Below are 26,988 nucleotides of genomic sequence, written 5' to 3'. Positions count from 1 at the left end.
CAGCGTCCGCATGGGTGACGTTGCCGCCCTGCCGATTTCGCCCCGCCTACCCGATCGCCCGCCCGATGGCCCGCAACCCCCCGACAATCCGCTCAGCCCCCGGCGCCGCCTCCGGATCCAGCAGCCACTGCACCAGCAACCCATCCAACAAGGTGAGCAGAATCGCTCCGATGTTGTCGTCGGGCTTCGCGTCGGCTGTGGGTAACAGCATGTGGGCCAAGGACTGTCGGGCCTCCTGCTGTTTGGCGGAGAAGTCGGTGCGGATGTCGCCGAGGTGTTGGGCCTGGGCGAGGCTCTCGATGTTGGCGGCCCACAGGGCGCGGTCGTCGGTGAAGCTGGCGATCAGTTTGCGCAGGAACTTGTCCAGGCGCACCGCCGGTTCGCCCTCCTGGTCGGCGTCGAGGGTGTCGAGGATGCGCCGGACCGCGTCGGTTGTGGACTCGACCATCGCCTGGCTCAGCAGGGCGTCGCGGGTGCCGAAGTGGTAGTTGATCGCGGCGAGATTGCTGCCGGAGGCGGCCACGATATCGCGCACCGTCGTCCGGGCGTAGCCGCGCTCGGCCAGGCACTGCTTGGCCGCGGTCAGGAGGTCGTCACGGGTTCCCACGTCAGCAGGGTAGCAAGCACTCGCAAACGGATGTTTCATACATAGGTTTGTGACAAATGTTTGAAACGCTTGTATGGTCTCGGTAGTGCTCCAGAACGAACCCGAGAGGTGCCCGATGACCACGCAACGCCCGCAGTCCCCCTTCGAATCCGGCTACTTCCGGGCCGACGCCCGGTTCGGCTCGGTCCCGGTCGGCGGCATGCCGCTGTACATCGGATCGGTCGTCGAGGGTGACGTCGACGCCGAGGCGTTGCGCGCGGTGCTGGCCGACCTGGCCGCCCGGCACCCATTGCTCGCCTGCCTGCCGGTCGACGACGCCGGTGTGCCGATGCTGCGCCGTCGGGACGGATATCGGCCGCCGCTGGTGGTGGCAGACGGGGACGAGGTCGAGTACGTCCGGCTCGTCAACGAACCGCAGGACTGGAGCGAGGGCCTGTTCCGCGCGGTGCTGCTGCGCGATGGGGAGCAGAGTCGCATCGTGCTGGTCGTTCATCACGGAATCGCCGACGGCCGTTCGGCTTTCGCGCTACTGGACGAAATGTGGCGGCGCTACACCGCGCGGCTGCGCGGCACACCGCTGCCGGTGGTCACGGTCGAAGAACTCCCGCAGGCGGTGGATGATCGTCTCGCCGCGGCCGTTTCGGGTTCGGAGGTCGAGGAGCTGCTCGACCGGATGCGCGGCATGATGGCCGAGGCGCCCGCGCAGTTGCCGCGTGTCGGGGGTGCCGCGGGCGTACGGGGATTCCTCGCCGCCGAGCGGATCGAGTTGGAGGCAAGCGAGACGGCCGCTTTCGTGGCTGCCGCACGGTCGGCCGGGATCACGGTCAACAGCCTGTTGAGCGGCTGCGCGCTGGTCGCCGTGCGCGGCCGCTTCGACGTCGCCGGATCACTGCCGATGGTCTGCGGCTACGCGGCCGACCTGCGCTCGACACTGGATCCGCAACTGACCGACGACACCATGCTCAACTGCGCATCGGGCTGGGGCACGGCGCTGTCGGTGGCGGCGACCGACGACCCGATCGAGCTGGGCCGGGTCGTGGACGCCGACGTGCGCGCCGCACTGACACGCCGCGACCCCGCTCGTTTGGCGCTGGCGGGCCGCCACATTCGCGACGAGCAGACCGCGGCGATGCTTTCCTCGCAGCCCACCTTCGCCCTGTCCAACATCGGCAGGGTGCCCACACACGAGGTGCCTCCGGGCGTAAAGCTGTTGCGCGACAACATCTTTGCGATGAATCCGGGCATGCCGCCAAAGGCGACAGCGTTCACCCTGGACGGGCGCCTGACGGTGCAGGTCGAGTACGACACCGCCGACCACAGCCGAACCCAGATGGGCGAGGTGCGTCGAGCGTTGTCGGAGTCGCTGCACCGTGTCGCGGCAGGGTTTGCGCAAGGCGAACTGGCCAGAAGCGCAGGGTAATTCGCGCAACAGGTCGTGTCGCGGGCGCCGCCGCCCGGCCCTCCCACGCAACGGGCGATGGGGTTCGCGACACCGAACCCTCCGGCGCGCACGGCTGTTCGCGCGCCGGAGGGGAAATCTCACATGGTGGCCGCGTCGATGACGAACCGATACCGCACGTCGCTGGCGACGACCCGGTCGTAGGCCTCGTCGATGCGGTCCGCGGAGATGACCTCGATCTCGGCGCCGATGCCGTGCTCGGCGCAGAAGTTGAGCATCTCCTGGGTCTGCGGGATGCCGCCGATCATCGATCCGGCCAGCGAGCGGCGGAATCCGGCGAGCGTGAACGGCTGCACCTGGAGGGGGTTGTCGGGCAGGCCGAGGATCACCAGGGTGCCGTCCAGGTTCAGCAGCTTCATGTACCGGTCCATCGGGAGATCGGCGGAGACGGTGTTGAGGATCAGGTCGAACTTGCCACGCAGTTCGCGGAAGGTCTCCTTGTCGCGGGTGGCGTAGTAGTGCTGCGCGCCGAACCGGCGGCCGTCCTCCTGCTTGCTCAGCGAGCTGCTGAGCACCGTGACCTCGGCGCCCATCGCCGCGGCGATCTTGACGCCGACGTGCCCGAGCCCGCCCATGCCGATGATCGCGACCTGTTTGCCGGGCCCGGCGTTCCAGTGCCGCAGCGGCGAGAAGAGGGTGACGCCCGCACACAGCAGCGGCGCGGCCTCGTCCAGCCCGATGCCCTCCGGAATGGACACCACGAAGTTCTCCGTCACGACCACCTGCGTGGAGTAGCCGCCCAGGGTGGTCCCGCCGGGCTGGAACTCCTCGGGCACGGCCGTGTTGTAGGTCATGGTGGCGCCCCGGGTGCAGTACTGCTCCTCACCGGCCAGACAGGGCCCGCACTTCCCGCAGGAGTCGACCATGCAGCCGACCCCGACCCGGTCGCCGACCCGGTACTTGGTCACTGCGGATCCGACCGCCGCGACCAGCCCGGCGATCTCGTGACCGGGCACGCAGGGGTACGTGGTGCCGTGCCATTCGTCGCGGGCGGTGTGGATATCGGAATGGCAGATGCCCGCGTACTTGATGTCGATCAGTACGTCGTGCGGACCGAGTTCGCGGCGCTCGATCGTGGTCTTCGCGAACGGGCCCTCGGGGGCCGAGACGGAGTAAGCGGCTGCGGTGGTCATGCGTCCATGCCTACTCCCGCATAGTTCGCTTCGCAAACGGCGTCTTGCCCGAGGCATGCTGGAACCGAACTCGCCGGTCGTATTTGCCCGGAATGTGCCAGCGCATGACACATGCTGGTCGGCGTGGCGATTCTGCTTTCGCTGATCTCCTTCTGCTCGACACTGGTCGGCGGGCTCGTGGCGGTCCGTATCGGCGACCGCAAGCGCATCGTGCTCGGCCTGGCCGCCGGAGTCATGCTCGGCGTGGTCGCCTTCGATCTGCTGCCCGATGCCCTGGAGGAATCGAAGTACACGGTGGCCGGCGTGCCCGGCGCGCTGATCGCGGGCGTCGTCGGGTTCTTCACGGTCCACATCATCGAGCAGGCGACCGCCATCCATGTCGGCCACGAGAACGAATTCGGCAGTCACACACACGATTTCCAGTCGGTCGGCATCCTCGCCGCCTGCGGGCTGATCTTCCACAGCATGCTCGACGGCCTGAGCATCGGCGTCGGCTTCCAGACCGGCACCGCGCTCGGGATCTCGGTCGCGATCGCGGTGATCTGCCACGACTTCGCCGACGGCTTCAACGCCTTCACCATCCCGACGCTGTACGGCAATGCGCACCGCCGGGCGCTGTTGCTGCTGTGGCTCGACGCGCTGGCTCCGGTCGTGGGCGCGGTGATCGGCACGCTCATCCACATACCGTCCAACCTGGCCGGGCTGTACCTCGGCTACTTCGCGGGCTTCCTGCTGTATCTGGCCACGGGCGATATCCTGCCCGAGGCGCACGCCGGGAAGCCTTCGCGCCTGGTACTGCTGTGCACGGTCGCGGGCGCCGCGTTCATGTTCGTCGTTGCGGCACTGAATCATTGACCATATCGGTCTCGTGACCAGGTAGAAGCGACCTGCCGGTAAACAGGTATTACGGGAACCGTCGCGCCGGACCCCGCAGTGCTGCTACATATAGAAACACAATCGCCGGCCCCGACGGGCGTGCACGAGGCGGGAGTGGCCATGTACGACGAACGGTGGGACGACGGGCCCAGGCGCACCGGCCGGACGGGCCGGACGGTGGCCGTTCTGCTCGCGGCGATGCTGGCCGTGGTCGCCTTCCTGGGCTACCAGGGGGAGTTGCCGCGCTGGGTCTTCGGGATCACCGACTCCACCGCGACGCTGCTCGCGCCGCCGCTGCCGCCCATGGATCCCGCCGCGGTCGCCGCCGCGGTCGAGCCGGAGCTGGCCAATATCAACGTCTCGGTGCGTCCCACCGGCATGACCGCGGCCGGGTCGGGCATCGTGCTCACCGCCGACGGACAGGTGCTCACCAGCCATCATGTCGTGAAGGGCGCCGAATCCATCACCGTCGGCGATATCGGCACCGGCGGGCAGTATCCGGCGACCGTGCTCGGCTACGACGCCGACGCCGATATCGCGCTACTGGAGCTGTCGCGCGCGGCGGGCCTGCCGGTCGCCCGCATCGGCAGCTCGGCGGCGCTGCGCGTCGGCGACGAGGTGCTGGCCATCGGCAATGCCGGCGGCACCGGCTCGCCGACCGCGACGCCCGGAACCGTGACGGCCCTGGACGCATCGATCGTCGCGCGGGATGCGGCCGACTACTCGCGCAAGGCGCTCACCGGGATGGTCGAGATCGCCGCACCGGTGACGTCCGGGCAGTCCGGCGGGGCGCTCGCCGACAGTCACGGATCGGTGGTCGGCGTGATCACCGCGGCCTCCGGGGATGTGGCCAAGGCGTCCGGGCGCGCCAGCGGCTACGCGGTGCCGATCGATACCGCGATGAGCGTGGTGCGGCAGATCCGCTCCGGGCTGGCCAGCGACACCGTGCACGTGGGGCCCACCGCCACGCTCGGTGTCATCACCTCGGACGCGAAACCGGCCGGCGCCCGCATCGAATCCGCGGTCTACGGCATGCCCGCCTATGCGGCCGGGCTCACCGAGGGGGAAATCATCACCGGCATCGACGGCCGGGCGGTCACCTCGGTGCAGTCCCTGAAGGCCGTGCTCAACCTGCGCAAACCCGATGACACCGTGCAGCTCGAGCTGACCGTGCCGGACGGCTCCCGGCGCACGGTCGCCGTCGTGCTGGCCGTCGGGCCGCCGAACTGATCGTCAGAACAGCGACATCCAGTAGTCCTGGAAGCGCAGGAACACCAGCACCAGGACCACCGCGTAGAAGACGACCACGACGGTCCAGCGCCACTCCGCGACGATCTTCAGCACGCCCCGCGCGCCACCCCACAGCTGATCGGTGACCACCGCCAGCAGGATCGGGGTGGCGGCCCACACCACCATGCAGTACGGGCACAGCGCGTTGATCCGGTACAGGCTCTGGAAGATCAGCCAGCAGATGAACCCGATGCCGAGCACCAGGCCCAGCCACAGCCCACCCCAGATCCAGCGCGGGAACCCGACCCCGGCGATGGCCAGCACGGCCAGCGTGACCACCACCGAGAAGCCGACCACCCCGATCAGCGGATTCGGGAATCCGAACACCGACGCCTGGTCGGTCGCCATCACCGACCCGCAGGACAGGATCGGATTGATGCTGCACGAGGGCCGGTAGTCGGGATCCATGAACAGCTTGAACCGCTCCACGGTCAGCGTGACCGAGGCGATCCAGCCCGCGAGCCCGCCGATCAGCAGGATCCACGCGGAACGTGTGGTCATCCCGCTCTACTCCCTTCTCGTGCCGTATCTCCGCGAGTTACTTCGCGGCGGCCTCGATGGTCGGGCGCAGGCCGTCGGGCTGCATGAGCTCCTGCGAGCTCTTGATCTGCTTGCCGTTCACGAACACCGAGGGGGTGGACTGGATGCCCTCGGCCGCCACGTCCTTGGTGACCTTCTGCACGTACTTGTCGTACTTGTCGCTCTTGATGGTCTCCGCGACCGAGGGATCGGTGATACCGGCGGCCTGCGTGATCTGGATGATCTGGTCGTCGGTCAGGCCGGTGCCGTTCTCCGGCGGCTGCGCCTGGAACATGCTGCTCAGCCACGGCATGAACTTCGTCGGGTCCGAGTCGGCCACGGCGTAGGCCGCGTTCGCGGCGCGCGAGGAGTACCGGGTGCCGCCCGACATCTTGTCGAGGAAGGCGACGATGTTGTACTCGACCACGGCGGTGCCGGCGTTGACCTCGTCCTCGATGGTCTTGCCGTTGGCCTGCTCGAACATCTGGCAGGCCGGGCACTGCAGGTCGGCGATCACGCGCACCGTGGCCTTGGCGCCGGGCTTGCCGATCCGGATCGCGCCGTTGTCGGTGATCGAGCCCTCGACCCCGCCGGGCGCGGCCTGGGCGGTCACCGTCGGCGTCGGCCCCGGATCGTTCTTCTTGTTGTTCTTGACCGCGATGCTGATGCCGATGGCGGCGATGAGCGCGACCAGCACGGCCCCGACACCCACCTGGATCGCGATGGTGCGTGTCCGATCGGCACGCTGCACCCCGGCCAGCGGGTTCTTACCACGCGGATTCTTGCTCACCTTCGAGTCGCCTTCCTGTGTCTACGTGCGGACAGCCGTCCGGTGCCGTCTGCGATGGTACGGGGCGGATGCCGTGCGGGCGCGACGCCGCCGCCCGAAATGCGAGGGCAGGTCCGGACCACATGATTGCGGGCGAACCTGAGAGGGCCTTGAGATTCCGGCCACAAGCACGCCGGAAATGAATGGTCGGCACGCCGGGGTCAGGAGGCGGCGAGGCGCTTCTTCTGCTCCTCGACGTCGAATTGCGCCGCGGGCCAGTCCAGTTTCAGGTTCTGCAGCGCATCGATCAGCAGCTCGGTGACGGCCAGCCGGGAGTACCACTTGCGGTCGGCGGGCAGCACGTGCCACGGGGCGTAATCGGTCGAGGTGCGGTCCAGGACGGCCTGGTAGGCCTCCTGGTAGGCGGGCCAGAAGCCGCGCTCGTCGATATCGTTCGGGTTGAACTTCCAGTACTTGTCGGGCCGGTTCAGCCGCTCGGCGAGGCGCTTGCGCTGCTCGTCCAGCGAGACGAACATGGCCACCTTGATCAGCGTCGTGCCGGAGTCGACGATCTTGCGCTCGAACTTGTTGATCTCGTCGTAGCGCTTGCCCCACACCTCCGGCGCCACCAGATTGTGCACCCGGACCACCAGCACGTCCTCGTAGTGCGAGCGGTCGAAGACCCCGATCTGGCCGCCGCGCGGCAGCTGCCTGCGGATGCGCCACAGATAGTTGTGGCGCTTCTCCTCGGCGGTCGGGACCCCGAATGCGGCGTGGTCGACGCCCTGCGGGTCCACCGAGCCGATCACGTGCCGGACGATGCCGCCCTTGCCCGCGGTATCCATGCCCTGCAGCACCAGCAGTACACTGCGCGGATCGCCGGAGCGGCCGTTGGCGAACAGCTTCTCCTGCAGATCCGACAGGACGGGGCCGCGCTCCGCGAGCAATTGCTCGCCGTCCTTCTTGTTGCCCTTGAAGCCCGGGGTGGCGGAGGTGTCGAACTTGCCGAGTTCGAGCCCGTCGGCCTGCAACGCCTTGGTGACCGGTTTGGACCAGGGAGACTTAGCCATAACAGTGCAGTATCTACCCTGCGGCTACCTGATGCCCGCCAACTTCATCAGCTGAGTCGCGAAATCGGTATCCGACACCGGCGTCAGGCTCAGGTCGGCGGCCGTGGTGAGCAGGTAGCGGCCGTCACCCGCGAAGTCGAGCCAGGTGCGGTGGCGGGTGGGCGGCGACATCGGGTTGTCCGGGGCGACGGAGACGGTGATGAATCCGCGCGCGTCGACCGGCTCGCGGAGTTTGCGGCGGAAGCGCGCGGGGCCCTGGCCGTTGTCGGGAAGGACGGGCCCCTCCTGGTTCAGCACCGCGTCCTGCGGCTCGCGCATGGTGGCGTGCCGTCCGGGCGGGGCGGAGCCGATCACCTCCACCAGCTTGTCGCCGAGGGTGCGGGCGTGGCAGACCGTCACGGTCACGGTGTCGGATCCGGCGACGAGGACGCCGGCGTGGTGATGGACCACCGCCGCGAAGGCGAGGATCCGTTCCGGCTCGTCCCGGGGGCCGCCCGACCGTTCCCCGGTGACGGTGATCGTGGTGGCGTCGGACCGGGCGCAGAGCATCAGGGCGGCGGTCAGGTCCGGGTCGGTGTTGCGAGCGTACCGATGGCGCAAACCCAGTGCGGCGTACTCGGATTCGGTGCGCGCGGTGGCGGCCGGAATCATATTTACGGGGTAAGGGCGGCGATCCAGGCCCGTTTCGGTGGCCCAGACGTGTGTGAACTCGTCCGGGGTGAGCACCCACTTCACTACTCGTGACCCCCACTCGAGCCCGGACCGCGCGGTGCCGGTGCGAACCGGGGCACGCGGTCCCCGGACGCGGGCAGGGTCGGGTTGTAGACGAAGGTCATGACATCGCGTACGTCGGCCTGGGCGGTCGCGGCCTGCGTGTCGTGCTCCATGCGCCGTCGTCCGCCGTGCACGGCCTCGGCGACCGGGTCCTCCAGCGGTTGATACGGCTGCGGCGGCGGTGGGATCGCGTCCCGGATCACCTGGGCCGCTTCGGCATCGGCCTCCAGTCGCCGCTGCACCGCGACGCAGACCTCGGGCACCGCGGCGCCGCGGGCGACGAAATCGAGGGTGGCCCGCAGCGCCGCGTCGCGGGCCTGCCCGCTCCAGCGGGCGAACTCGGCGTTCGCGCTCGCCGAGAAGGTGCGGAAGGCCTCGCCGACCACGTCGGCATTGCCCCGCCACACGTCCGCCGCCTGCCCCAGGGCGCCGGGGTCGAGTGCCTCGTGCACCAGGCCCCAGAGTTCTCGATGGGTGTAGGAGCCGAATACTTCCCGATCCGGGACATAGGGCGGGTCTATGTCGTCCACTGCGGTCGGCACGTCGCGAATCACGTTCGTGCCGTGGGGGTTTACCGAAGTGGGGTCAGGTGTCGCCGAGTCGGCCGGGAGGCTGGGCGCTGCCGGGTCCGCCGGGCCGTCGGCGGAGTTCGCCGAGTCGTCGGCGGATAGGGGTGGGTCGTCGGGGGTCATCGGTCCTCCAGCCGGGCAGCGGCCAATTCCAGGGCCGCGCGATTGGCGGCCTCGGCCTCGGCGAAGTGTCTGCCCGCGGCCAGGTACGCGGCCTTGAACAGCAGAGCCGTCTCCTGGAAGGCGAGCACGGTGTCGAGAAATTCGCGCCCCTTGTTGCCGAACCCGCGGGCCAGCCCGTGCCCGGAGGGCAGCTCCGGGAACCCGGAGATCGTCGTCAGCAGGTGTTCGGTGTGCCGCGCCCGCTGCAGGTCGTCGACGAGCCGATCGCATGCGGCGGCGAGGTTGCGTGCCACATCCTCGGCGATCTCGAAGGCCCCGTCCCCGGAACCCGTTGCCGCGGCATACAGTTCGCGGGCCGCCTGCTGACCGGTGTCCGGTACACCCACCCGGTGCTCCCCTTCCGTTCACCGCCACATCCCACCTGTCCCATTTGGGACAGTACCGGAGTGCGCTCACCGGCGACGTGGATCGGATTTGTGACGCGGCACACGATCCTTCGCCAGCGGTTGTGGAACCCGTTGCGCCACGGTCACTTCCGCTGCTGTCCGGGCGATGGTGGCCGCGGTGGTCCGCGGCGCCGACGGTGCCCGCAGCTCGTGTCCTCCGGCTTCGCGGCGCCGACAACCGTGGCTAGTGGCGCGGACGACAATCGAAGCAACGTTGGCGTGAGTGCGCCAACGGTCGCCTCCGTCGTCCGCGCAGCCAACGGTCGGCTCCGCGGTCTGCGAAGAGGTTGCGGCGCAGCGGTTTCAGCGCGGGCCGGTGGCGCTCACGTACTGCATGAGCCCATGTACCTCTTGCTCGATCTCCACCAGCCCCGCCTCGGCGAACAGCTTCGGAAAGGTGTCGGTATCGAATACGCGCAGCCCGCCCGCGCCGCCGACCGCCGTGCTGACGCGCCCGAACCAGCTGTCGGCGCGGTGACTGGTGCTGATCGCGATCCGCCCGCCCGGGGCCAGCACTCGGATCATCTCCCGCGCCGCCACCATCGGATCCGGGATCAGATACAGCGCGCCGAAGCAGCACACCGCGTCGAAGCTGCCGTCGGGGAACGGCAGCTGTCGGGCGTCGCCGCGCACGTAACCGGTCCGCGCGCCGCGGTTGTCGGACATCGCCCGGCGCAGCATCGGCACCGAGAAGTCGATGCCTACCGCGTACCCGTCACCGGTCAACCGCTCGCTGAGATAGTGCGTGAAATTACCGGGGCCGCAGGCGATATCGAGGACCCGGCGGTCGCCGCGCAGCCGCAGGACGCGCACGGCGTCGCGGCGGTCGGCCTGCATGGTGCGTCCGGTGGCGGCGAAGAAACTGGCGGGCCGCCAGGCACGTTCGTAGACCAGCGCGAAGGCGGGGTGGTTCATGGTCCGCCGCGCGAGATTCACCGGGCCGCCTCCGGCTCGAGTATCAGTCGCATTGTGACTCCTCGTCGTTGGGGAGCTTCCGGCCGCAGCGGCCGGTTGTCAGGCCCGGTCCACCTCGATGGTCATGCCCGCGCCGCGCAGCCGTTCGGTGAGCGGGTCGCCCATCACCGCCGCCGGGGTGAGAATGCCTGCGAGCTCGGGCAATTCGTCGAACGCCAGGCTGAGCCCGGACTCGCCGAGCAGCACCGAGGTGGCCTGGTAGCCGGGGTCACCCTCGCCTGCGAAGGTGCACACGTACTTGGCGCCGGAGGTGGTCCGCGCGAACGTCTTCATCGTGAACCAGCCGCTGCGCCGGGCCGCCTCGCTCGGTCCGGTGCCGGGCTTGGGCAGCACCCGGTCGAGCAGCTTGCGGCCCGCCGATACGCGCGAGAGCACCGCACCGGCCGCCATCGTCGCCACGATGCCGCCCGCCATACCGGCCGCCACCAGCGGTGCCGCCGGCGACTTGCCCGCGCTCATCACCTCGCGGTAGCGGAAGTTCTTGCCGTACACCCAGCCCAGCAGGCCGTTGCTGCGCCGCACGATCTTCGTGTTGTGGGCGGCCATGACGAAGGTCGCCACCCAGCCGTCCAGGCTCGGGTCGATGGTCGAGGCCCGCGCGAGCGCCTGATCGGACTGCCGTCCGACATCGGGCTCCATGGCCTTGTCCGGACTCAGCGAATACGGATGCGCCATGACCGACCCCTTCGACGGGTCGGCGGCGATCGCCTCCATCATCGCGCGCCCGGAGTCGATGGTGCCGCCGCTGGCGCCGCCCTTGAGCCAGGCCACGAGGGTGGTGTCGGTGAGTTCGCCGGTGTTGTCCTCGACCGAGCGCCGGTACAGCCGGTACACGCTCAGATCGGACGGAATCGAGTCGTAGCCACAGGAATTCACGATCTTCGCGCCCGTCTCCACGGCGCGATCGTGGAACCGGTCGATGCATTCGCGGATGAACAGCGGCTCGCCGGTGAGGTCGGCGTAGTGCGTTCCGGCCTCCGCGCACGCCTGCACCAGCGCCAGGCCGTACCGCAGGTACGGGCCGACCGTCGAGACCACGACCTTGGTCCTGGCGGCGAGATCGTCCAGCGCCGCCTGATCCGACGAATCGGCAACCAGCAGCGGCCATTCCGCCGCGGCCGGGCCCAGCTCGTCGCGGACCTTCGTCAGCTTCTCCACGGAGCGTCCGGCCAGCGCGATGCGGGCGCCCGCGGGTGCCGCCCGCACCAGATACTGCGCGGTGAGCGCACCGACGAAACCGGTCGCGCCGAACAGGACCAGATCGAATTCCCTGTCTGCCATGAACTTTCCCATCTGCCGTCTATTGTCATTGCGGCGTGATCTGCGTACCGCCGGGATGACGGATCAAGGTTTGCGGCGTCGCTTGGTGGTGGCGCTCGTCTTCTTCCGCGCCGGGGTGGTCTGCTTGACTAGGTCCGGCCGCTGCGCCAGCCAGGCGTGATGCGCCTTGCCCAGCTCGGTCACCGGCGCATCGCCGTAGAGCCACTCGCGGGCGATGCGATGCCAGTTCGCCGTGGCCTCCAGTTGGCCGAGCACCCCGAACGTGAGGAAGTCCGCGCGGCGCGAGAACAGGTGCTCCGGCGGCAGGTTCTGCTCCTTCATCCCCGCGAATTCGCCGGCGCGCGGATCCACCGCGAGCACGAATGCGCCGCTGGCCAGTTCCGGGGTGATGGTCAGTTCCTCGTCCACCACCGCCCACTCGCACGCGGCCAGCACGTACTCCAGGCATTCCTCGGGAGTCACCGCGTCGGGCTCGTCGATGACACCCCGGTCGATCATGATCTTCCACAGGTCGTCGGCGCGGTCCTCGGCCGCGGCCCGGATCCCGGCGATCTCGGCCTTGACGTGCTTGGGATCCATCCGGTTGAACAGCCCGAAATCCAGGAACGCCACCCGCCCGTCCTCACCGAGCAGCAGATTGCCCGGGTGCGGATCGCCGCAGAACTCGTTGAAGCTGAACAGCGAACCCACGTAGAAGCGGTAGATGATCTCGCCGACCCGGTCGCGTTCCGCCGCGGGCAGCGCGCGGATCTGCTCGAAATTGCGGCCGGGGAAGTACTCGCTCACCAGCACCCGGGTGCTCGACAGCTCCGGCATGGTGGCGGGCACCACGATGAACGGGTGGTCGGCGTAGAGGTCGGCGATCTGGCGCTGGGTATGTGCCTCGGCGACGTAGTCGAGCTCGCTCTCCAAGTTCAGCCGCAGCTCGTCGAGCACCGCCGGCGTCACCCACGGCATCGCCGTCTGCAGCACGCGCCGGAACATGGACAGGTTCTTCAGGTCGGCGCGCACGGCGACATCGATGCCCGGGTACTGGACCTTCACCGCGACCTGCCGCCCGTCGTGCAGTCGCGCCCGGTACACCTGCCCGATGGAGGCGGCCGCGATCGGCTCCGGCTCGAATTCGGCGAACAGCTCGTCGATCGGGCGGCCGAAATCCTCCTCGATCACCGCGCACATGGTCTCGGAGGAGACGTTCGGGGCGCTGTCGCGCAGCACGGCCAGCCGACGCTGGAAGCGTTCGCGGTGCTCATCCGGCACCAGATCCATATCCAGCACCGACAGCATCTGGCCCAGCTTCATGGCGACGCCCTTCATGGTGCCCAGCACCATGACCATCTGCTCGGTCGCGCGGATCATCGACTCCTCGGCCATCCGCGCCCGCACGGCCTCCGAGCGCCCGCGCATCGATCGGCGGGTGCGCTGCGCGCGGATGACATTGCCCGCGACGGCCACGCCGAGCTTCGTCCCCCTGGCCAACCGAGACGTCGGCAGCTCTTTAGCCATCAAACCTCCGTTGGTGCCGACGCACGGCGATGTGAACTCCCGTTCCCTGCCGATCTTCAGCGTAACCAACGCGGGCCGCTCCGGCCCAGCCGCAGATTGCGGCCGTCACAAGCGCTCGGGCTCGGCTATTCCGTGGCGTCGATCGGTTCCGGCAGCTGATGCTGCACGGCGTTGAACTTCTCCGGGGAGCCGCCGGCGCGGACCATGCCCTCGATGGCGCTCCACGCCATCATCGTCATGTGGTCGAGCATCTTGTCGGCCGACAGGGTGCGGTTGGTGATCCACCAGTCGGTGGCCAGCTGCACGCCGCCCACCAGGACGTACGCGTACAGCTCGATGCCCTCGGTCTCCACGTTGCGGTCGAAGGCCTTGTCCCGCAGCACCGCGGACACCACGTCGGCGAACAGCTTCTCGAAGTCGGCGAGCGTGGACTTGTCGGTGGTGGAGCCGTTGCCCATGATGAACCGGTACACGTCGGTATCGGCGTCGACGGTGTGGACGTAGGCGGCCAGGGTGTTGCGGACCAGCTCGTACTCGTCCAGGTCGTCGCTGATGGCCTCGTAGATGCGCGGCATCAGGGTGGTCTCGACGAACCGCTCCATGGTGGCGCGGGTCAGATCGCTCTTATCCGAGAAGTATCGGTAGAGAACGGTTTTGGACACCCCGATCTCGGCGGCGATCTCGTCCATTCCGACGTCCCCGCCGCGCTTGCGGATGGCGGCCAGGGTGCCGTCGACCAGTTCCTCGCGGCGATCGATCTTGTGCTGATGCCAGCGCTTCTTGCGGCCGTCCACCCGGCCCGGCCGTGCCGGAGCTGTTCTGGCGGACGGCTTGCCGACCTCGACAAGATCTTCGGTGGACAGGACGGACTCCTTGTTCCGGGGGTGCGGGCCACCCCAGCTTAGGTCCTCCGCAACTGCCGTGTTCCGACTTCGGCCACCGACCTGTCGCCGCGGTGCGGAAGTAGGGGGTGGGCGGGTCTAACCGAGCGGGTCGGTCGTTGCGACCAGAATGGGAAATATGGAGCGATCTGCCAGCAGTGCATCCACCGCGGGCACGGATTCGGAGACGGCCGTCGAATCCGCTGCCGGAGTGGGAAACAACACAGGCCCGCCGCCGGGCAGACGCGCGCTGCCCGGGCCCTCGTCCGGGCCGTCGTCGTTCGCGGATCTCATGGACGAGTCCGGCAAGAAGCGGGATCTGCGCAAGATGAAGATCGTCGCCACCGGATTCCTGGTCGGTGCGACGTTGGTGTACCTGTTCTGCTGCTGGCTGGGTTCGCGTGGCGCGGGCGGAAATTGGATCGGCTACGTGCGGGCCGCCTCCGAGGCGGGCATGGTCGGTGCGCTGGCCGACTGGTTCGCGGTGACGGCGCTGTTCCGGCATCCGCTCGGATTGCCGATTCCGCACACCGCGATCATCCGCAAGAAGAAAGATCAACTGGGCACCAGCCTCGGTGATTTCGTGCGGGCGAATTTCCTGTCGCCGGACACCGTGGCGGAAAAGGTCAATTCGGCGCAGATCTCCCTGCGGCTCGGGCGCTGGATGGCCGATGCGAATCACGCCGCCCGGGTATCGGAGGAGTCGTCGACGATCCTGCGTGCGGTGATCGGCGCGCTCCGCGACGAGGATGTCGAGCAGGTCATCGACAACACCATCGTCAAGCGGATCGCCGAACCGCAGTGGGGGCCGCCGCTCGGGCGGGTGCTCGCGGAACTGCTGGCCGAGAACCGGCAGGCGCCGCTGCTGGACCTGCTGGCGGAGCGGGCCCACCAGTGGGCGCTGGGCAGCCAGGAGACCATCGACCGGATCGTGATGCGGGACGCGCCGTCGTGGGCGCCGAAATTCGTCAACGTGCTGCTGTCCGAGCGAATTTATCGCGAACTGGTGGAATTCACCTGGAAGATTCGCTCCCAGCCGGATCACGAGGTGCGGCTGGCGGCCAATCGATTCCTCGAGGATTTCGCGCACGACCTGCAGTACGACGAGGCCATGATCATCAAGGCCGAGCGGGTGAAGGCCGAGATCATGGGCCGCGAGGAGATCACCGGAATGGCCCGGGCCACCTGGCGGGCGGCCAAACGAATGATCTTGGAATCGGCCGACGATCCGCACAGCACGCTGCGGCGCAAGATCACCGAGAATGTGCAGCAGCTGGGGCAGCGTCTGGTCGACGAGTCGGAACTGCGCGGCAAGGTGGATTCCTGGGTCGAGCGCGGGGTCCGGTATCTGGTCGCCAATTACGGCTCCGAGATCGCCACCCTCATCAGCGATACGGTTGCCCGGTGGGATGCCGACGAGGCGAGTCGCAAGATCGAATTGCAGGCGGGGCGCGATCTGCAATTCATTCGCATCAACGGAACTGTCGTCGGATCGCTGGCCGGACTGGCGATCTACGCCGTTTCACATTTGCTCTTCCCGGGGTGGTCGGCGTAGCCGCCAGTTGTTTGCCGGAGTAGTGCTAGCAAGGGTGCTTGCAAGAGTTAGCACCCTGTTTTAGAATCGACCGTACAACCGCCGGAAGGTGAGTGATGGCACAGGAGCCCGAGGTTTCCGACCAGAACACCGGGGAATCCGCAGAGACGTCTGCGGCCGGAGGAGGGGTGGGCCGCGTAGCCAACGCGGCGCACGACATCGGAAGCTTCATCCGATCGCAGCGAGAGGCCGCGCAGGTCTCGCTGCGTCAGCTCGCACAGCTGGCGGGGGTGAGCAATCCGTATCTCAGTCAGATCGAGAGAGGGTTGCGTAACCCGTCCGCCGAGGTGCTCGCGCAGATCGCGAAGGGTCTGCGGGTCTCCTCGGAGGTCTTGTACATGCGGGCCGGTTATCTCGAACAGAGGCCGCCGAGCCCCGTCCGGGACGCCCTGCTGGCCGATACGGGAATCACCGAGCGGCAGAAGCAGGTGCTGCTGGACATCTACGAATCGTTCCGCCGGGAAAACGCGGGGAACGACATCGGAGGGGACGCTACGGATACCCAGGGGGGCGTTCCCGGGGGGAACAGGGACAACGAGGTTCCGCACGCCACCGATGGCAGCATTACCGAAGTTCCGCCACGCCAGGAGAACGAAACACCATGACCGAACCGAATGCCACCGTGACGAAGCCGCTCTACGCGACCGTCGGCGCGGGCGATGCGCTGTACACCGCCGTGAACGATCTGGTCGAGAAGGTACGCGAGCGTGCCGCCACCGCCGATGTGACCGGCCGGGTGGAGGAGGCCCGCGAGCGCCTGTCGAACCTGCCTGCCGATGTGCAGGAGCAGTTCGAGTCGCTGCGCCAGCGGCTGACCGGCCTGCCCTCCGAACTGCCGGACGACGTCGCCGAACTGCGCGAGCGGCTCACCCCCGAGGAGCTGCGCCGCCTGGTCGACCAGTACTACCACCAGCTGGTGGACTACTACCAGGACCTGGCCGCACGCGGCGAGGAGACCGTCGGGCGGCTGCGCTCGGAGAACACCACCTTCGACGAGCAGTTCGGTCGGGTCGAGGGCATTCTCGACGATGTCGTGACCCGCGCCGAGGACGTCTTCGGCAAGGTGACCGACCAGACCCGCGGCCTGCTGGGCCAGAAGGTCGCCGACGAGGCCGACGAGGCCGAGCCGGTCGTCGACGCCGAGGTCGTGAAGGTGACCACCGAGCCCACACCGGCCACCAACGGCCCGGCCAAGAAGGCGCCCGCGAAGAAGGCCCCGGCCAAGGCCGCGCCCGCCAAGGCGGCGAAGAAGACCACGGCCCCGAAGAAGTAACGCAGTTCCCGGCGGTTCTCCGAGCCGCACGCGACGCCCTCGCATGTCCTGATATGCGAGGGCGTTGCCCCTATCATGGGGAATGTGTATTCCGTGACTGGTGCCATCGTGTTCGTGTTGTGGCTTGCCGCGCTGGGCGCGACCATCTTTGCGCTGGTCCACGCCATCCGGCAGCGCTCCGACGCGTTCACCGCCGTCGACAAGCTGACCAAGCCGATCTGGGTCACCATTCTGGCCGTCGCGCTGCTGCTGCTGTTCCTGGCACAAACGCCGGTCGGGCTGATCGGCATCGTCGCGGTCGTCGCCACCGGCGTCTATCTGGCCGATGTGCGGCCCAAGGTGGACGAGGTGCAGCGCGGTCCGCGCTGGTAGGAGGCCCGGTTCCCGATCTTTCCGCCGTACCGATGCGATATCGGTGCGGCGGATTTTTTCGTGCTTGCACTAGCTAGCACCCACTCCGGCGGGTTACTGTACTTGTAAGTAACACACAAAGGAGTGTTTCCATGCGGGCAACGCTGCCTACGCAGAGTTCGATGCGGCCTACGCGGGTCCCTACGTGGTTACGCGAGCTGCCTCCTTCGGGCCCGTCGCTCCGGCCGGTGGCACGGATGGCGGGCAGGATTCAGGATCTGCTGCGTGTCCATCGCGCCACCCTGCGCGTGCGGGACTACGGGACCGCCGCGCTCAATCCGCCGGCCGCGCCGACGGAGGTCGTCCCGGTGACCGCGCCCGACGGCGCCGCGCTGCGGGTGCACTCGTACGGCCCCGCCGACGGTGATGTCATCGTCCTGGTGCACGGCTGGACCTGCTGCATCGAGTACTGGAACCCGCAGATCAACGCCTTCGCCGGCGACTATCGCGTGGTCGCCTACGACCAGCGCGGGCACGGCGAGACCGAGTTGGGTGACAGCCCGCTGACCACCGATCTGCTCGCCGACGACCTGGCCGCCGTCCTGGCCGCCACCCTGCGGCCCGGACAGCGCGCGGTGCTGGTCGGGCACAGCCTGGGCGGCATGACGATTCAGGCCTGGGCCGGGCGGCATCCGGAGCAGGTGGCCCAGCGTGCGGCGGCGGTGCTGCTGACCAACACCTCGCCCGGCGACCTGGTCGCCGAGACCACCGTGCTGCCCGTATTCAACCGCGGGCTGGTATCGCTGCCGTTCGCGGTCGGCCGTTTCCTGCTCGGCACCGCGGTCGTGTTCCCGCCGGTCGCGCCCGTGAAATGGATCTTCCGGCGGCAGGTGATGAGCCTGGCCACCACCGGCGATGTCGCCGACTACGCGCTGTCGATCGTGCGCTCGTGCCCGGCGGTCGTCCGCGCGAAGTTCGGGTTGCTGCTCGCCGACCTCGCCCTCGGCCGCTCGGCCGAGCGCCTCACGGTGCCGACCACGCTGCTCGCCGGTGAATTCGACGATCTGACGCCGGTCGTGCACGCCGAGCGGATCGCCGAAATGCTACGTGCCGCAGGCAGTCTCGAGCGATTCGAGATCCTGCCGACCGGGCACCTGGGCAACGTGGAGGCCTACGAGGCCTTCAACGAGGTGCTGGCGCGGGTGCTGTCCTCGACCTACGTCGCGCGGGAAGCCAGCGCGTAGTCCCGCTGGTACGACCCTGTCCTCCCGGCGTACCGCGCTGTCCTCCCGGTATGCCGCGCTGTCATTCCGGCGTTCCGCCCTGTCATTCCGGCGAACGCCGGAATCGAGCGTGTCGTTGTGACGGAAAGCGTCTGGAACCGTTCGCAATTCGTTATTCGTCCGAGCGATATCGCGGATGGGCTTCCGGTCGATATGTGTTGTAGGTAACAGTGCTTCATCGTCGGACTCGGTCGCGAATGTCGTTGCAGCGAATGGGTATTCGATGAATGCGGGATGCACGCAGCGGAAGGGGATTCTTTCCCTGCTTGCACTAGCAAGCACTACTGCTAGCGCGGTAGTGTGCGGGAGGACACAAAGGAGTGCTCATGCTGGTGAAGCTGCCCGACCCGGTGAACGGCCTGCGAAGCGGCGCCGACGCGCTGACCGCCGCATACCGCGCGCGGTTGCGCGCCCGCACCTACGCCACCGCGTCTCTGAATACGGCCCCGTCTCCCGAGATCGTCCCCGTCACCACCGCCGACGGCGCCCGGTTGCGGGTGCACGCCTATGGCCCGGCCGACGGTGACGTGATCGTGCTGATCCACGGCTGGTCGTGCTGCATCGAATACTGGAATCCGCAGATCAACACCTTCGCCGGCGAGTACCGCGTGGTCGCCTACGACCAGCGCGGGCACGGCGAGAGCGGGGTCGGCACCCGGCCGTTCGGTCCCGACCAGCTGGCCGACGATCTGTCCGACATCCTGGACGCGGTGCTGCGGCCCGGACAGCGGGCGGTGCTGGTCGGCCACAGCATGGGCGGCATGACCATCCAGGCCTGGGCGCAGCAGTATCCCGAGCAGGTCGAGCAGTGGGCGTCGGCGGTGGTGCTGGCGACCACGGCGGCCCGGCAGATTCCGGCGCGCGCCAAGGTTGTTCCGCTGGTCAGCGACGTCGTCGCGATGCCGGTGTGGGCGGCGCAGGCGGTATTCGGAACGCCCGTGCCGCTGCCCGGCTCGGCCGCGGTGCGCACGGTGTTCAAGTCCCGCATCATGAATCGCGCCTCGGACGCCGATCAGGCCGCGTTCGGCCTGGCGATCGTGCGGTCGTGCCGCCCGGCGGTGCGCGCCGCCGTCGCCCGCGACCTCGCGAAGCTCGACCTCGGTACCGCGGCGGCCGCCATCACGGTGCCCACCAGCGTGATCGCGGGCGAATTCGACAAGCTGCTGCCCGAGATCCACTCGCGCGAGATCGCCGACGTGCTCGCCGAATCCGGCAGCCTGGACCGCTACACCATCCTGCCCACCGGGCACCTGCCGAATATCGAAGCGCCGCAGGAATTCAACGCCGAACTGCACCGCATGGTCCGCATCGGCCGCCACGGTTCCCGCGCCGTCGCCAGCTGAGCTCGAGCTAGTTGAAGACGACGGTCCGGCGGCCGTGGACGAGCACGCGGCCCTCCAGGTGCCAGCGCAGGCCCCGGGCGAGGACGACGCGTTCGATATCGCGGCCCTGGCGGACCATGTCGCCGACGGTGTCGGCGTGGTCGATGCGGGTCACATCCTGTTCGATGATCGGCCCGGCATCCAGCTCCGCGGTCACGTAGTGGCAGGTGGCGCCGATCAGCTTGACGCCGCGGGCGAAGGCCTGGTGGTAGGGGCGGGCGCCGACGAACGACGGCAGGAAGCTGTGGTGGATGTTGATCGCCCGGCCCGTCCAGTGCGCGCACAGCTCGGGCGGCAGCACCTGCATGAACCGGGCCAGCACCACGGCATCCGGATCGTGCGCGTCCACCAGCTCCCGGACCTGCTCGAACGCCGGGTCGCGCTCGGCCGGATCCTTCGGAAACGGCACGTGGTGGAACTTCACGCCGTGCGCCTGCGCCATCTCCGCCAGGTCCGGGTGGTTGCCGATCACGGCCTCGATGGTCGCGGGCAGCTCGCCGCTGCCCGCGCGGCCCAGTAGGTCGTGCAGGCAGTGCCCGTCCCTGCTGACCAGCAGCACCGCGCGTCGCCGGGCCCCGGAATCCAGCAGTTGCCACTCGGTGTCGGGCCCCAGCTCCGCCGCCACCGCGGAGAACCGGTCGCGCAGTTCGGCCAGCCCGAACGGCACCGTCGACGCCTTGATGGCCTGACGGGTGAAGAACCAGCCCGAGTCGACGTCCGAGTGGTACCCCGCCTCCACGATGGATCCCCCGAAGTCGGCGATGAACGAGGTGATCCGGGCGATGATGCCGGGCCGGTCCGGGCAGCCCAGCATCAGCACGTAGCGGTGGTCGTCGGTGGTCGAACTCATGGGCCGATTCTCCCAGGACGGATCGCGGACGTATTTCCCGGCGTGCGGGGAACAGACTCAGAGCGCGTAAAACGGTTCCGCGTAATGGAATTCGCCGGTGATGTCCGGTTCGTAGGCGGTGAGGGGGCGGACCTGGAAGTGGGAGCTCCAGGTTGGTTCGTCGGGGGTGATGCCGACGCGGGTGCCGGGGACGAATCCGAAGTGCGGGTAGTAGTCGAGGCTGCCGAGCAGGCCCACCAGCGGCTCGTCCAGGGCGTCGGCGGCGCCGAGTGCGGCGTGCATGAGCGCCGAGCCGACCCGCTTGCCCTGATGGTCGGGCAGCACCCCGATCGGGCCCAGCGCCAGCACCGGAAACGGCCCGACACCGGCGCGGGTGAGGCATACGTGCCCGACCACCCGGTCGTGGACCTGCGCCACCATCGACAGCGTCGGAATCCAGCCGGAATCGCTGCGCAACCGGTGGACCAGCGCCACCTCGGCGGGGTCGGCGGCGGCGCGCGGGGCATCGTCGGGCAGGCCGTTGGGGTAGTCGCGAGCGAAGGCGCGGCGGTGGACCGCATCGATCGCGGGGATGTCGCCGGCCCGTTCGCGACGGATCAGCACGGTGACGTCTCCTCCCCAGCGAGTGGGCACATCCGCACGGGTGCTGCGGGAATCGTGATGCGCCGGACCGTAGGTGGACCGACCCTTACGAGTGTGCGCGACGTCCGATACCGCCCGCAACGAAATTCGCCGTGCGCTTTCCATGTGCCAGACTCTGTGCCCATGGCCGATACCGCCCCGGAACCAGGAACGCGTGCCCTCACCCGCGGGGAGGTGGCGGCGATGATCGACCACACCCTGCTCGCGCCGGAGGCCACCGCGGCCGACGTCACCGCCACCGTCGAGGAGGCGCGCGGGCTGGGTGTGTACGCGGTATGCCTGTCGCCCGCGATGCTGCCCGTCCGGGCGCCCGGCCTGGTGGTGGCCACCGTCACGGGATTCCCCTCCGGGAAGCATCATTCGCTGGTCAAGGGCACCGAGGCACGGCTGGCGGTGGAGCAGGGCGCGGCCGAGGTCGACATGGTCATCGATATCGGCGCGGCGCTGGTCGGGGACTACAACGCCGTGCTGTCGGACATCGTCACGGTGCGCGAGGCCGTGGGCGATCAGGCGGTGCTCAAGGTGATCATCGAGGCGGCGGCGCTGCCGGACGGCGCGATCGTCGAGGTGTGCCGCGCCGCCGAGCGGGCCGGGGCCGATTTCGTGAAGACCTCCACCGGCTTTCACCCCGCGGGCGGTGCGAGCGTGCACGCGGTGCGGCTGATGGCCGACACCGTCGGCGGGCGGCTGGGCATCAAGGCCAGCGGCGGCATCCGGACGGCCGCGGCGGCCGCCGAGCTGATCGAGGCCGGCGCCACGCGCCTCGGGCTGTCTCGCTCGCGCGAGGTGCTGGCGGAGATCCCCGAGTAACCGGCGATCAGCAGCTGCTCGCCTCGGTGTTCTGCGCGTCCGGCGCGGGTTCCAGCTTGGTGGGGCCGCCGGACAGCGAGACCGCGATGCCGTTGTCGGTGACCTTCACCTCGGTGGGCTTCAGGCCCATCGGGTAGCTCTGCAGGCTCTCGGTCATCAGATCCACGATGCCGTCCACCAGGTCGGTGGGCAATCCGAATCCGAACAGCTGGGCGGACTGCGTGGTCACCTCGATCCGGTCGCCGACGATCTGCGGCTTGACCTGCAGGTCGGCGATGCCGCCGAGCACCTTGACGTCCAGCACGCCGGCGGCCGGGTCGGACTGGACTCCCGAGACCAGGCCCTTCAGCGTCTGCGCGATGCCGTCGTTGCTCCAGGTGGCCTCGGCGCTGCTGCTGCCGATCTCGGCGCCGCCGCGGCCGTTGTCGACCAGCGTGATGTCGTCGAGCCGCGCGTGCACCTTCATATCGACAGCGGGGCCGAACTTGGCGTCGTCGCTGTCGACATCGACGTACTGGACCTTGTGGTCGATCGCCGTGAGCAGCAACGGTTTCGGGCCGAAGCTCACCGACACCTTGGAACCCAGGTCCCGCTCCACCTGCGTGGCGATGCAGTTCGCGGTCCGATGGCGGTAATAGGTTTCGGCGGCTGCCACGGTGCCTACCACGGCGAGGACGAGGACGAGTCCGACGATCAGGATGATCCGCCGCAGGTTCCGGGTGCCGGGAGGGTTCGAACTCATGCCACCGATTCTTCCCGAGCTTTCTGAGCTCGCTCTGTGGGACGGGTGAGGGGCCGACTCGAGGATGCCCGGCGATTGTGACATGCGGCACAAACTCCGGGCGTAGCCTGGGTCACATGTCCGGGGAAGCCGCCGCCAGTCGAATCCGTAACCCGGAGCAGGGCTGGTGGGTGCTGCGGCAACTGGCCGCCCGGCATGCCGGATACTTCACCACCCGCCTCGTGCTGCGCACCGGCTGTGAGGAGAGGGTGCGAGCGGCGCTCGGCGACGGTTCGGTGACCCGCGCCGGGGTCGGGCTGCTGCGGCTGGCGGACTGGCCGTCCGGGCCGCTCGACGAATACGCGATGTGGTCGGCGTGGTTCGAGGGGGCGGCCGCGGTCTCCCATCACAGCGCGGCCGAACTGCACGGGCTGGGCCGTCTGCGGCCGCGGTTCCTGCACCTGTCGTCCACTGGTGCGCGGGTGCCCAGCGCGCCGCGGCTGGTGGTGCTGCGCCGGGTGCTGCGCCACCGTGACGTCGAATCGGCGGGCACGTTCCTGGTCACGACGCCGGTGCGGACGGTCCTGGATCTCGCCGAGACCGGCATCGGGCAGGCCGCGCTGGACGAGGTGGTGTCGGATGCCGTCGCCATCCATCGCTGCGCGAGCACCGAGATTCGCTCCGCCGCCGCGGCTCTGCCGCCGCGCACCGCCGCACGGATCCGGCATGCGCTGGCGCGTGTGTGAAAGCCGGTGCGGGCCCGCACAACCGATGCACTACAGCTATTAGACGTATCCAGTTCGAGTTTTGCGGGGCCGGTGTTCATGGCATCGTGATCGACCATGGCGATGGTCGGCTGTGGCGCGTGGGATCTGCTCTTTCCGCCCGGGCCGCCGGATCGGATCGCGGATATGTTCGCCACCGCGGTCGTCGCCGACGCCGTGCGCCGCTACGACGCGGATCTGGCGCAGTCGGTGGAGACCTGCCGCGAATGGCGGCACGGGTATCGCCGGGTCTTTCGCGGGATGACGGCCCTGGCGGCCAGCTCGCCCGGGGCCTCGATCGGGATTGCCCGGGACGGGCTGCGGGCGGTCCGGGCCACGCTGCAGGCCACGGCCGGGCACTCGGTCCAGCCGCTGTCCGATGTGGATCCGGCCGGGCTGGGTGCCGATCATCCGCGGATCGAGACCGGCGAGGTCGCGGGTGCGGCGAAACCCGTGCGGCGCCTGGAGGTTCCGCTCGGCGGCGAGCGGCTGTCCGGTGACCGGCTGCGGCGGCAGCTGCGGGACTGGCAGCGCCGCGGGATTCTCGAACCGGGTTTCGCCGCCGGGGTCGAACGTGTCATCGACCATCCGGAGTGGCTGGCACTGCCGGGCTTTCGCGCGGTGATCGCCGGAGCCGATGCCGGGTCGGGTCCGCTGCGGCCGCTGCTGCGCTGGGGCGCCGACGTGACGGCGATCGATCTGCCGGGCCGCAGGCGCTGGCAGGCGTTGCGGGACTGCGCCCGCCGAGGCGCCGGCAGGCTGCGCTTCCCGATCCTGGCCGATCGACCGGGAGCCGATCTCGCCGGACATCTCCCGGCGCTGACGCAGTGGATCGACGGCCAACTCGGCGACGGGGCCCGGCCGGTTCTGGGGCTGTACGCCGCGGCGGCGGGTCCGGCCGGGGTCCGGCTCGCCGCGGCCGCGGATCTGCTGGCCGACGCGGTGTCGCGGCGGCACCCGGAAACCGCGCTGGCACAGCTCGGCTCGCCCTTCGACTGCTATGCGGTACCGCGCGACGTGCTGGCCGACGCCCGAGAACAGCTGGCCCGCTCCGGATTCGCCGGTGCGGCACAGAACTGCGCGCGGGTACTGTCCGGTTCGGCGGTGTTCCGTGCGAACTACCGGCACGAGATCGCGGATGCCGCGGGCGCCCGCTGGGGCGTGGCCGACCTGCTACCACCCGCCCTGGGCCCGAATCATGCACTGGCCCACCGATTACCGCGCTGGCGTGCGTTGCTGGCGCACGCCGCGGGACAGACCGTGTCGTATACCGTCGCCCCGCTCGCGTGGGGGCGGATCGCGCGCGGTGCCTGGCCGGTGGCGGCCTATCGGGGCTGCACCCACTTCGGCATCGAGGTCTTCGACGGGGACACCGCCCGCACCCTGCTCGCCGCCAAACTCGTCGCCGACCTGTTCGAACCGCCCGCCCCCGAACCGAATCCGGAGTCCTTGTTCAGCACCGGAGCATTCCACGGCGGCCTGTGGCGTCAGCCCTACGAGCCGCGCTCGGTCGTCACCATCGCCACCGCCGTCGGGCGCGTGCAACACCTGCTGCCCATGTGACGGGTCCGCCGACCGCGGACCCTATCAGTCTCGTCGCCGGGCGATGGGTGAGCTGTTCGCATGCCACGGCTCTTCCGCCCGAGTCCGGCATCGGAGATCGAGCATCGAGGTCTCGCGCGCACTGTCAGCCGCGTAGCTCATAACCCTTGGGGGCCACCGTCTCCCACGGCACCGACAGCACGCAGTCGCGCATGCGGCGGCGGTAGCGGCGGACCGGAAAACCCTCCTCGCGCAGCAGCCTGGCCGATTCGCGCCAGCGCACCCGGGGGCCGTAGGCCGACAGCGGCGCGGCGCGGGCCCAGGCGCGGTCGGCGGCGGTGAGCAGCGCGTGCACTCGCTCGCCCGGAACATTGCGGTGAATCAGCGCCTTCGGCAGACGCTCGGCGACATCGGAGGGGCGCTCGACCGTGAAGGGATCCCACGCCAGCGTCAGCGAGACCGGACCGGCCTGCTCGAGCAGCACCCAGGCGCAGCGGCGGCCGAGTTCGTCGCAGGTGCCGTCGACCAGCAGCCCGCCCGGCGCCAGCCCGCTCAGCACCCGCGCCCATGCCTCGGCGACGGCCGCCTCCGGATACTGGCGCAGCACGTTGAACGCGCGCACCAGGATCGGGCGCTGCCCGGCCAGCTCGAATCCGCCGCGCGCGAACACCACGCCGTCGCGGCCGGGCACCACCCGCGCCGGATCGATCTCCAGGCCCACCACCCGCACGTCGGCGCGCACCCGCCGCAGCCGTGCCGCCAGCTCCAGCGTCGTCACCGGGCTCGCCCCGTATCCCAGATCCACGACCAGCGGGTCCGCGGCGGCACGCAGCCGCGAGGTCACCAGTTCGTCGTGCATCAGCCAGCGATCGCTGCGCCGTAGCCGGTTCACCCCGGTGGTACCGCGGGTGATCGCTCCGATCGGTGTGCTTCGTGTGCGGGATGGGGCGGGCGTCAGGCGGTGGGGTTCTGCTCTTCCAGCCACTGCGCCGTGAATTCGGCCTCGGCCCGCAGCAGATCCACGAGGTTGATCAGCATCATCTGTTCCAGCTTCGGGCCCAGCATGGGGATGAACACCTTCGCCGTCGACGAGGTCCGCAGCGTGCAGCCGGTCTCGGTGGGGAACAGGTGCAGGGTGCCGTCCAGGCTGCCCGGACCGGCGGGGATGGAGGCCACGTATTCGCCGGTGACCTCCGGACCGAACGGGCCGTAGGTCTCTCTGCGGGTGATGGTCATATCCTTGCGCATCACCGTCTGCGCGATATCCGGCAGCATGTCGCGCGGCAGGACGTGCTCGATTTCGACCTCGATGCCGCTGTCCGTGGCCGTCAGAGCGGTGACCTCGTTGGGGGAGTACTTGCGCATCTCCTCCATCCGCGCATTCCAGTAGTCGCGGTTGGACAGTGCCGCGTACACCTCTTTGGTGGTGTGCAGCGGGTAGCGGGCTGAATAGTCCAGTCGGCGAGCCATGGGCAGCTAGATTACTGTGCTTGTTTGC

At 69.1% G+C, this 26,988-nt stretch carries 29 protein-coding genes; 12 read left to right on the top strand and 17 right to left on the bottom strand.

Annotated elements, in window-relative coordinates:
• Nucleotides 1–46: 46 nt before the first annotated feature.
• Nucleotides 47–607: a TetR/AcrR family transcriptional regulator gene (locus NM1_RS24850; protein WP_068024409.1), complete on the bottom strand. Its 561-nt coding sequence runs from the start codon at nt 605–607 to the stop codon at nt 47–49.
• Nucleotides 608–722: 115 nt separating this feature from the next.
• On the opposite strand from NM1_RS24850, the gene NM1_RS24845 reads away from it, so the two are divergent.
• Nucleotides 723–2,027, top strand: a complete 1,305-nt coding sequence (locus tag NM1_RS24845) for a phthiocerol/phthiodiolone dimycocerosyl transferase family protein (protein WP_068024406.1) — start codon at nt 723–725, stop codon at nt 2,025–2,027.
• A 119-nt stretch (nt 2,028–2,146) separates the two neighbouring features.
• Here NM1_RS24845 and NM1_RS24840 read toward each other — a convergent pair whose 3' ends face one another.
• Nucleotides 2,147–3,199 carry an NAD(P)-dependent alcohol dehydrogenase gene (locus NM1_RS24840; RefSeq protein WP_068024404.1) on the bottom strand — a complete coding sequence of 351 codons (1,053 nt, stop codon included), beginning with the start codon at nt 3,197–3,199 and terminating at the stop codon, nt 2,147–2,149.
• Between the two features lie 123 nt (nt 3,200–3,322).
• Here NM1_RS24840 and NM1_RS24835 point away from each other — a divergent pair, with 123 nt between their 5' ends.
• Both NM1_RS24835 and NM1_RS24830 read left to right on the top strand, forming a co-directional pair.
• The gene (locus NM1_RS24835) at nt 3,323–4,054 is read left to right on the top strand and encodes a ZIP family metal transporter (RefSeq protein WP_068024628.1); all 732 of its coding nucleotides are present in this window, start codon (nt 3,323–3,325) and stop codon (nt 4,052–4,054) included.
• Between the two features lie 141 nt (nt 4,055–4,195).
• Nucleotides 4,196–5,305 carry a S1C family serine protease gene (locus NM1_RS24830; protein ID WP_068024401.1) on the top strand — a complete coding sequence of 370 codons (1,110 nt, stop codon included), beginning with the start codon at nt 4,196–4,198 and terminating at the stop codon, nt 5,303–5,305.
• Between the two features lie 3 nt (nt 5,306–5,308).
• Here the strand turns inward: NM1_RS24830 and NM1_RS24825 are convergent, their stop codons facing one another.
• The 10 genes from NM1_RS24825 to NM1_RS24780 all read right to left on the bottom strand — a co-directional run bounded on the left by NM1_RS24825 (nt 5,309) and on the right by NM1_RS24780 (nt 14,191).
• Nucleotides 5,309–5,866 (bottom strand): vitamin K epoxide reductase family protein, encoded by a 558-nt coding sequence (locus NM1_RS24825; RefSeq protein ID WP_068024399.1) that lies wholly within the window; start codon nt 5,864–5,866, stop codon nt 5,309–5,311.
• A gap of 37 nt (nt 5,867–5,903) precedes the next feature.
• Nucleotides 5,904–6,674 carry a DsbA family protein gene (locus NM1_RS24820; RefSeq protein WP_068024395.1) on the bottom strand — a complete coding sequence of 257 codons (771 nt, stop codon included), beginning with the start codon at nt 6,672–6,674 and terminating at the stop codon, nt 5,904–5,906.
• Between the two features lie 200 nt (nt 6,675–6,874).
• A complete protein-coding gene (locus NM1_RS24815) occupies nt 6,875–7,723 on the bottom strand; it encodes a polyphosphate kinase 2 family protein (protein ID WP_068024390.1) in 849 nt (282 codons plus the stop codon).
• Nucleotides 7,724–7,747: 24 nt separating this feature from the next.
• Nucleotides 7,748–8,458 carry an ESX secretion-associated protein EspG gene (locus NM1_RS24810; protein WP_068024388.1) on the bottom strand — a complete coding sequence of 237 codons (711 nt, stop codon included), beginning with the start codon at nt 8,456–8,458 and terminating at the stop codon, nt 7,748–7,750.
• Nucleotides 8,458–9,189: a hypothetical protein gene (locus NM1_RS24805; protein ID WP_246011175.1), complete on the bottom strand. Its 732-nt coding sequence runs from the start codon at nt 9,187–9,189 to the stop codon at nt 8,458–8,460. The genes NM1_RS24810 and NM1_RS24805 overlap by 1 nt, the downstream gene beginning before the upstream one ends.
• Nucleotides 9,186–9,575 carry a hypothetical protein gene (locus tag NM1_RS24800; RefSeq protein WP_068024385.1) on the bottom strand — a complete coding sequence of 130 codons (390 nt, stop codon included), beginning with the start codon at nt 9,573–9,575 and terminating at the stop codon, nt 9,186–9,188. Before NM1_RS24800 ends, NM1_RS24805 begins: the two co-directional genes overlap by 4 nt.
• 363 nt (nt 9,576–9,938) lie before the next feature.
• Nucleotides 9,939–10,571: a class I SAM-dependent methyltransferase gene (locus NM1_RS24795; protein WP_068024382.1), complete on the bottom strand. Its 633-nt coding sequence runs from the start codon at nt 10,569–10,571 to the stop codon at nt 9,939–9,941.
• 78 nt (nt 10,572–10,649) lie between these two features.
• Nucleotides 10,650–11,891 carry a saccharopine dehydrogenase family protein gene (locus NM1_RS24790; RefSeq protein WP_068024622.1) on the bottom strand — a complete coding sequence of 414 codons (1,242 nt, stop codon included), beginning with the start codon at nt 11,889–11,891 and terminating at the stop codon, nt 10,650–10,652.
• 63 nt (nt 11,892–11,954) lie between these two features.
• Complete coding sequence (locus NM1_RS24785; RefSeq protein WP_068024620.1) at nt 11,955–13,397, bottom strand: ABC1 kinase family protein; 1,443 nt, start codon at nt 13,395–13,397, stop codon at nt 11,955–11,957.
• Between the two features lie 125 nt (nt 13,398–13,522).
• The gene (locus NM1_RS24780; RefSeq protein WP_246011173.1) at nt 13,523–14,191 is read right to left on the bottom strand and encodes a TetR/AcrR family transcriptional regulator; all 669 of its coding nucleotides are present in this window, start codon (nt 14,189–14,191) and stop codon (nt 13,523–13,525) included.
• 379 nt (nt 14,192–14,570) lie between these two features.
• Between NM1_RS24780 and NM1_RS24770 the strand changes: the two genes are divergently transcribed.
• From NM1_RS24770 to NM1_RS24745, 6 genes are all read left to right on the top strand, one after another.
• On the top strand, nt 14,571–15,833 hold the full coding sequence (locus NM1_RS24770; RefSeq protein WP_068024374.1) for a DUF445 domain-containing protein: 1,263 nt from the start codon (nt 14,571–14,573) through the stop codon (nt 15,831–15,833).
• A 95-nt stretch (nt 15,834–15,928) separates the two neighbouring features.
• A complete protein-coding gene (locus NM1_RS24765; protein WP_084519999.1) occupies nt 15,929–16,477 on the top strand; it encodes a helix-turn-helix domain-containing protein in 549 nt (182 codons plus the stop codon).
• The gene (locus NM1_RS24760; RefSeq protein WP_068024371.1) at nt 16,474–17,145 is read left to right on the top strand and encodes a heparin-binding hemagglutinin; all 672 of its coding nucleotides are present in this window, start codon (nt 16,474–16,476) and stop codon (nt 17,143–17,145) included. The genes NM1_RS24765 and NM1_RS24760 overlap by 4 nt, the downstream gene beginning before the upstream one ends.
• A 75-nt stretch (nt 17,146–17,220) precedes the next feature.
• Entirely contained in the window at nt 17,221–17,517 is a 297-nt protein-coding gene (locus tag NM1_RS24755; RefSeq protein ID WP_068024369.1) for a DUF2516 family protein, read from the top strand.
• A 236-nt stretch (nt 17,518–17,753) separates the two neighbouring features.
• The gene (locus NM1_RS24750) at nt 17,754–18,740 is read left to right on the top strand and encodes an alpha/beta fold hydrolase (RefSeq protein WP_068024366.1); all 987 of its coding nucleotides are present in this window, start codon (nt 17,754–17,756) and stop codon (nt 18,738–18,740) included.
• Between the two features lie 365 nt (nt 18,741–19,105).
• Entirely contained in the window at nt 19,106–20,122 is a 1,017-nt protein-coding gene (locus tag NM1_RS24745; RefSeq protein ID WP_068024365.1) for an alpha/beta fold hydrolase, read from the top strand.
• 7 nt (nt 20,123–20,129) lie between these two features.
• Here the strand turns inward: NM1_RS24745 and purU are convergent, their stop codons facing one another.
• The gene (gene purU, locus NM1_RS24740; RefSeq protein WP_068024362.1) at nt 20,130–21,011 is read right to left on the bottom strand and encodes a formyltetrahydrofolate deformylase; all 882 of its coding nucleotides are present in this window, start codon (nt 21,009–21,011) and stop codon (nt 20,130–20,132) included.
• A gap of 57 nt (nt 21,012–21,068) precedes the next feature.
• Entirely contained in the window at nt 21,069–21,614 is a 546-nt protein-coding gene (locus NM1_RS24735; RefSeq protein ID WP_068024614.1) for a GNAT family N-acetyltransferase, read from the bottom strand.
• Between the two features lie 162 nt (nt 21,615–21,776).
• Between NM1_RS24735 and deoC the strand changes: the two genes are divergently transcribed.
• Nucleotides 21,777–22,463, top strand: a complete 687-nt coding sequence (gene deoC, locus NM1_RS24730) for a deoxyribose-phosphate aldolase (protein WP_068024360.1) — start codon at nt 21,777–21,779, stop codon at nt 22,461–22,463.
• A gap of 7 nt (nt 22,464–22,470) precedes the next feature.
• Here deoC and NM1_RS24725 read toward each other — a convergent pair whose 3' ends face one another.
• A complete protein-coding gene (locus NM1_RS24725) occupies nt 22,471–23,205 on the bottom strand; it encodes an LmeA family phospholipid-binding protein (protein WP_084519997.1) in 735 nt (244 codons plus the stop codon).
• Between the two features lie 116 nt (nt 23,206–23,321).
• Here NM1_RS24725 and NM1_RS24720 point away from each other — a divergent pair, with 116 nt between their 5' ends.
• Both NM1_RS24720 and NM1_RS24715 read left to right on the top strand, forming a co-directional pair.
• On the top strand, nt 23,322–23,930 hold the full coding sequence (locus tag NM1_RS24720; protein WP_068024356.1) for a type IV toxin-antitoxin system AbiEi family antitoxin: 609 nt from the start codon (nt 23,322–23,324) through the stop codon (nt 23,928–23,930).
• Between the two features lie 96 nt (nt 23,931–24,026).
• Nucleotides 24,027–25,511, top strand: a complete 1,485-nt coding sequence (locus tag NM1_RS24715) for a hypothetical protein (RefSeq protein WP_068024354.1) — start codon at nt 24,027–24,029, stop codon at nt 25,509–25,511.
• A gap of 124 nt (nt 25,512–25,635) precedes the next feature.
• Here the strand turns inward: NM1_RS24715 and NM1_RS24710 are convergent, their stop codons facing one another.
• On the bottom strand, nt 25,636–26,382 hold the full coding sequence (locus NM1_RS24710) for a class I SAM-dependent methyltransferase (RefSeq protein ID WP_246011172.1): 747 nt from the start codon (nt 26,380–26,382) through the stop codon (nt 25,636–25,638).
• A gap of 62 nt (nt 26,383–26,444) precedes the next feature.
• Nucleotides 26,445–26,960 (bottom strand): DUF2505 domain-containing protein, encoded by a 516-nt coding sequence (locus tag NM1_RS24705; protein ID WP_068024351.1) that lies wholly within the window; start codon nt 26,958–26,960, stop codon nt 26,445–26,447.
• Between the last annotated feature and the right edge of the window lie 28 nt (nt 26,961–26,988).

Origin of the sequence: Nocardia mexicana NBRC 108244 (assembly GCF_001613165.1) — a bacterium.
In the GTDB taxonomy this organism is placed as follows: domain Bacteria; phylum Actinomycetota; class Actinomycetes; order Mycobacteriales; family Mycobacteriaceae; genus Nocardia; species Nocardia mexicana.
The sequence above is the reverse complement of the archived record's forward strand: the minus strand, read 5'-3'. Positions and strand labels throughout refer to the sequence as shown.

Bases quoted from the DNA above. Each gene is read 5' to 3' on its own strand.
- NM1_RS24720 (WP_068024356.1), top strand. From the start codon at position 23,322: ATGTCCGGGGAAGCCGCCGCCAGTCGAATCCGTAACCCGGAGCAGGGC.
- NM1_RS24825 (WP_068024399.1), bottom strand. From the start codon at position 5,866: ATGACCACACGTTCCGCGTGGATCCTGCTGATCGGCGGGCTCGCGGGC.
- NM1_RS24830 (WP_068024401.1), top strand. From the start codon at position 4,196: ATGTACGACGAACGGTGGGACGACGGGCCCAGGCGCACCGGCCGGACG.
- NM1_RS24760 (WP_068024371.1), top strand. From the start codon at position 16,474: ATGACCGAACCGAATGCCACCGTGACGAAGCCGCTCTACGCGACCGTC.
- NM1_RS24785 (WP_068024620.1), bottom strand. From the start codon at position 13,397: ATGGCTAAAGAGCTGCCGACGTCTCGGTTGGCCAGGGGGACGAAGCTC.
- purU (WP_068024362.1), bottom strand. From the start codon at position 21,011: ATGAGTTCGACCACCGACGACCACCGCTACGTGCTGATGCTGGGCTGC.
- NM1_RS24805 (WP_246011175.1), bottom strand. From the start codon at position 9,189: ATGACCCCCGACGACCCACCCCTATCCGCCGACGACTCGGCGAACTCC.
- NM1_RS24790 (WP_068024622.1), bottom strand. From the start codon at position 11,891: ATGGCAGACAGGGAATTCGATCTGGTCCTGTTCGGCGCGACCGGTTTC.
- deoC (WP_068024360.1), top strand. From the start codon at position 21,777: ATGGCCGATACCGCCCCGGAACCAGGAACGCGTGCCCTCACCCGCGGG.
- NM1_RS24755 (WP_068024369.1), top strand. From the start codon at position 17,221: ATGGGGAATGTGTATTCCGTGACTGGTGCCATCGTGTTCGTGTTGTGG.
- NM1_RS24750 (WP_068024366.1), top strand. From the start codon at position 17,754: ATGGCGGGCAGGATTCAGGATCTGCTGCGTGTCCATCGCGCCACCCTG.
- NM1_RS24840 (WP_068024404.1), bottom strand. From the start codon at position 3,199: ATGACCACCGCAGCCGCTTACTCCGTCTCGGCCCCCGAGGGCCCGTTC.
- NM1_RS24715 (WP_068024354.1), top strand. From the start codon at position 24,027: ATGGCGATGGTCGGCTGTGGCGCGTGGGATCTGCTCTTTCCGCCCGGG.
- NM1_RS24770 (WP_068024374.1), top strand. From the start codon at position 14,571: ATGGACGAGTCCGGCAAGAAGCGGGATCTGCGCAAGATGAAGATCGTC.
- NM1_RS24745 (WP_068024365.1), top strand. From the start codon at position 19,106: ATGCTGGTGAAGCTGCCCGACCCGGTGAACGGCCTGCGAAGCGGCGCC.
- NM1_RS24845 (WP_068024406.1), top strand. From the start codon at position 723: ATGACCACGCAACGCCCGCAGTCCCCCTTCGAATCCGGCTACTTCCGG.
- NM1_RS24725 (WP_084519997.1), bottom strand. From the start codon at position 23,205: ATGAGTTCGAACCCTCCCGGCACCCGGAACCTGCGGCGGATCATCCTG.
- NM1_RS24765 (WP_084519999.1), top strand. From the start codon at position 15,929: ATGGCACAGGAGCCCGAGGTTTCCGACCAGAACACCGGGGAATCCGCA.
- NM1_RS24705 (WP_068024351.1), bottom strand. From the start codon at position 26,960: ATGGCTCGCCGACTGGACTATTCAGCCCGCTACCCGCTGCACACCACC.
- NM1_RS24815 (WP_068024390.1), bottom strand. From the start codon at position 7,723: ATGGCTAAGTCTCCCTGGTCCAAACCGGTCACCAAGGCGTTGCAGGCC.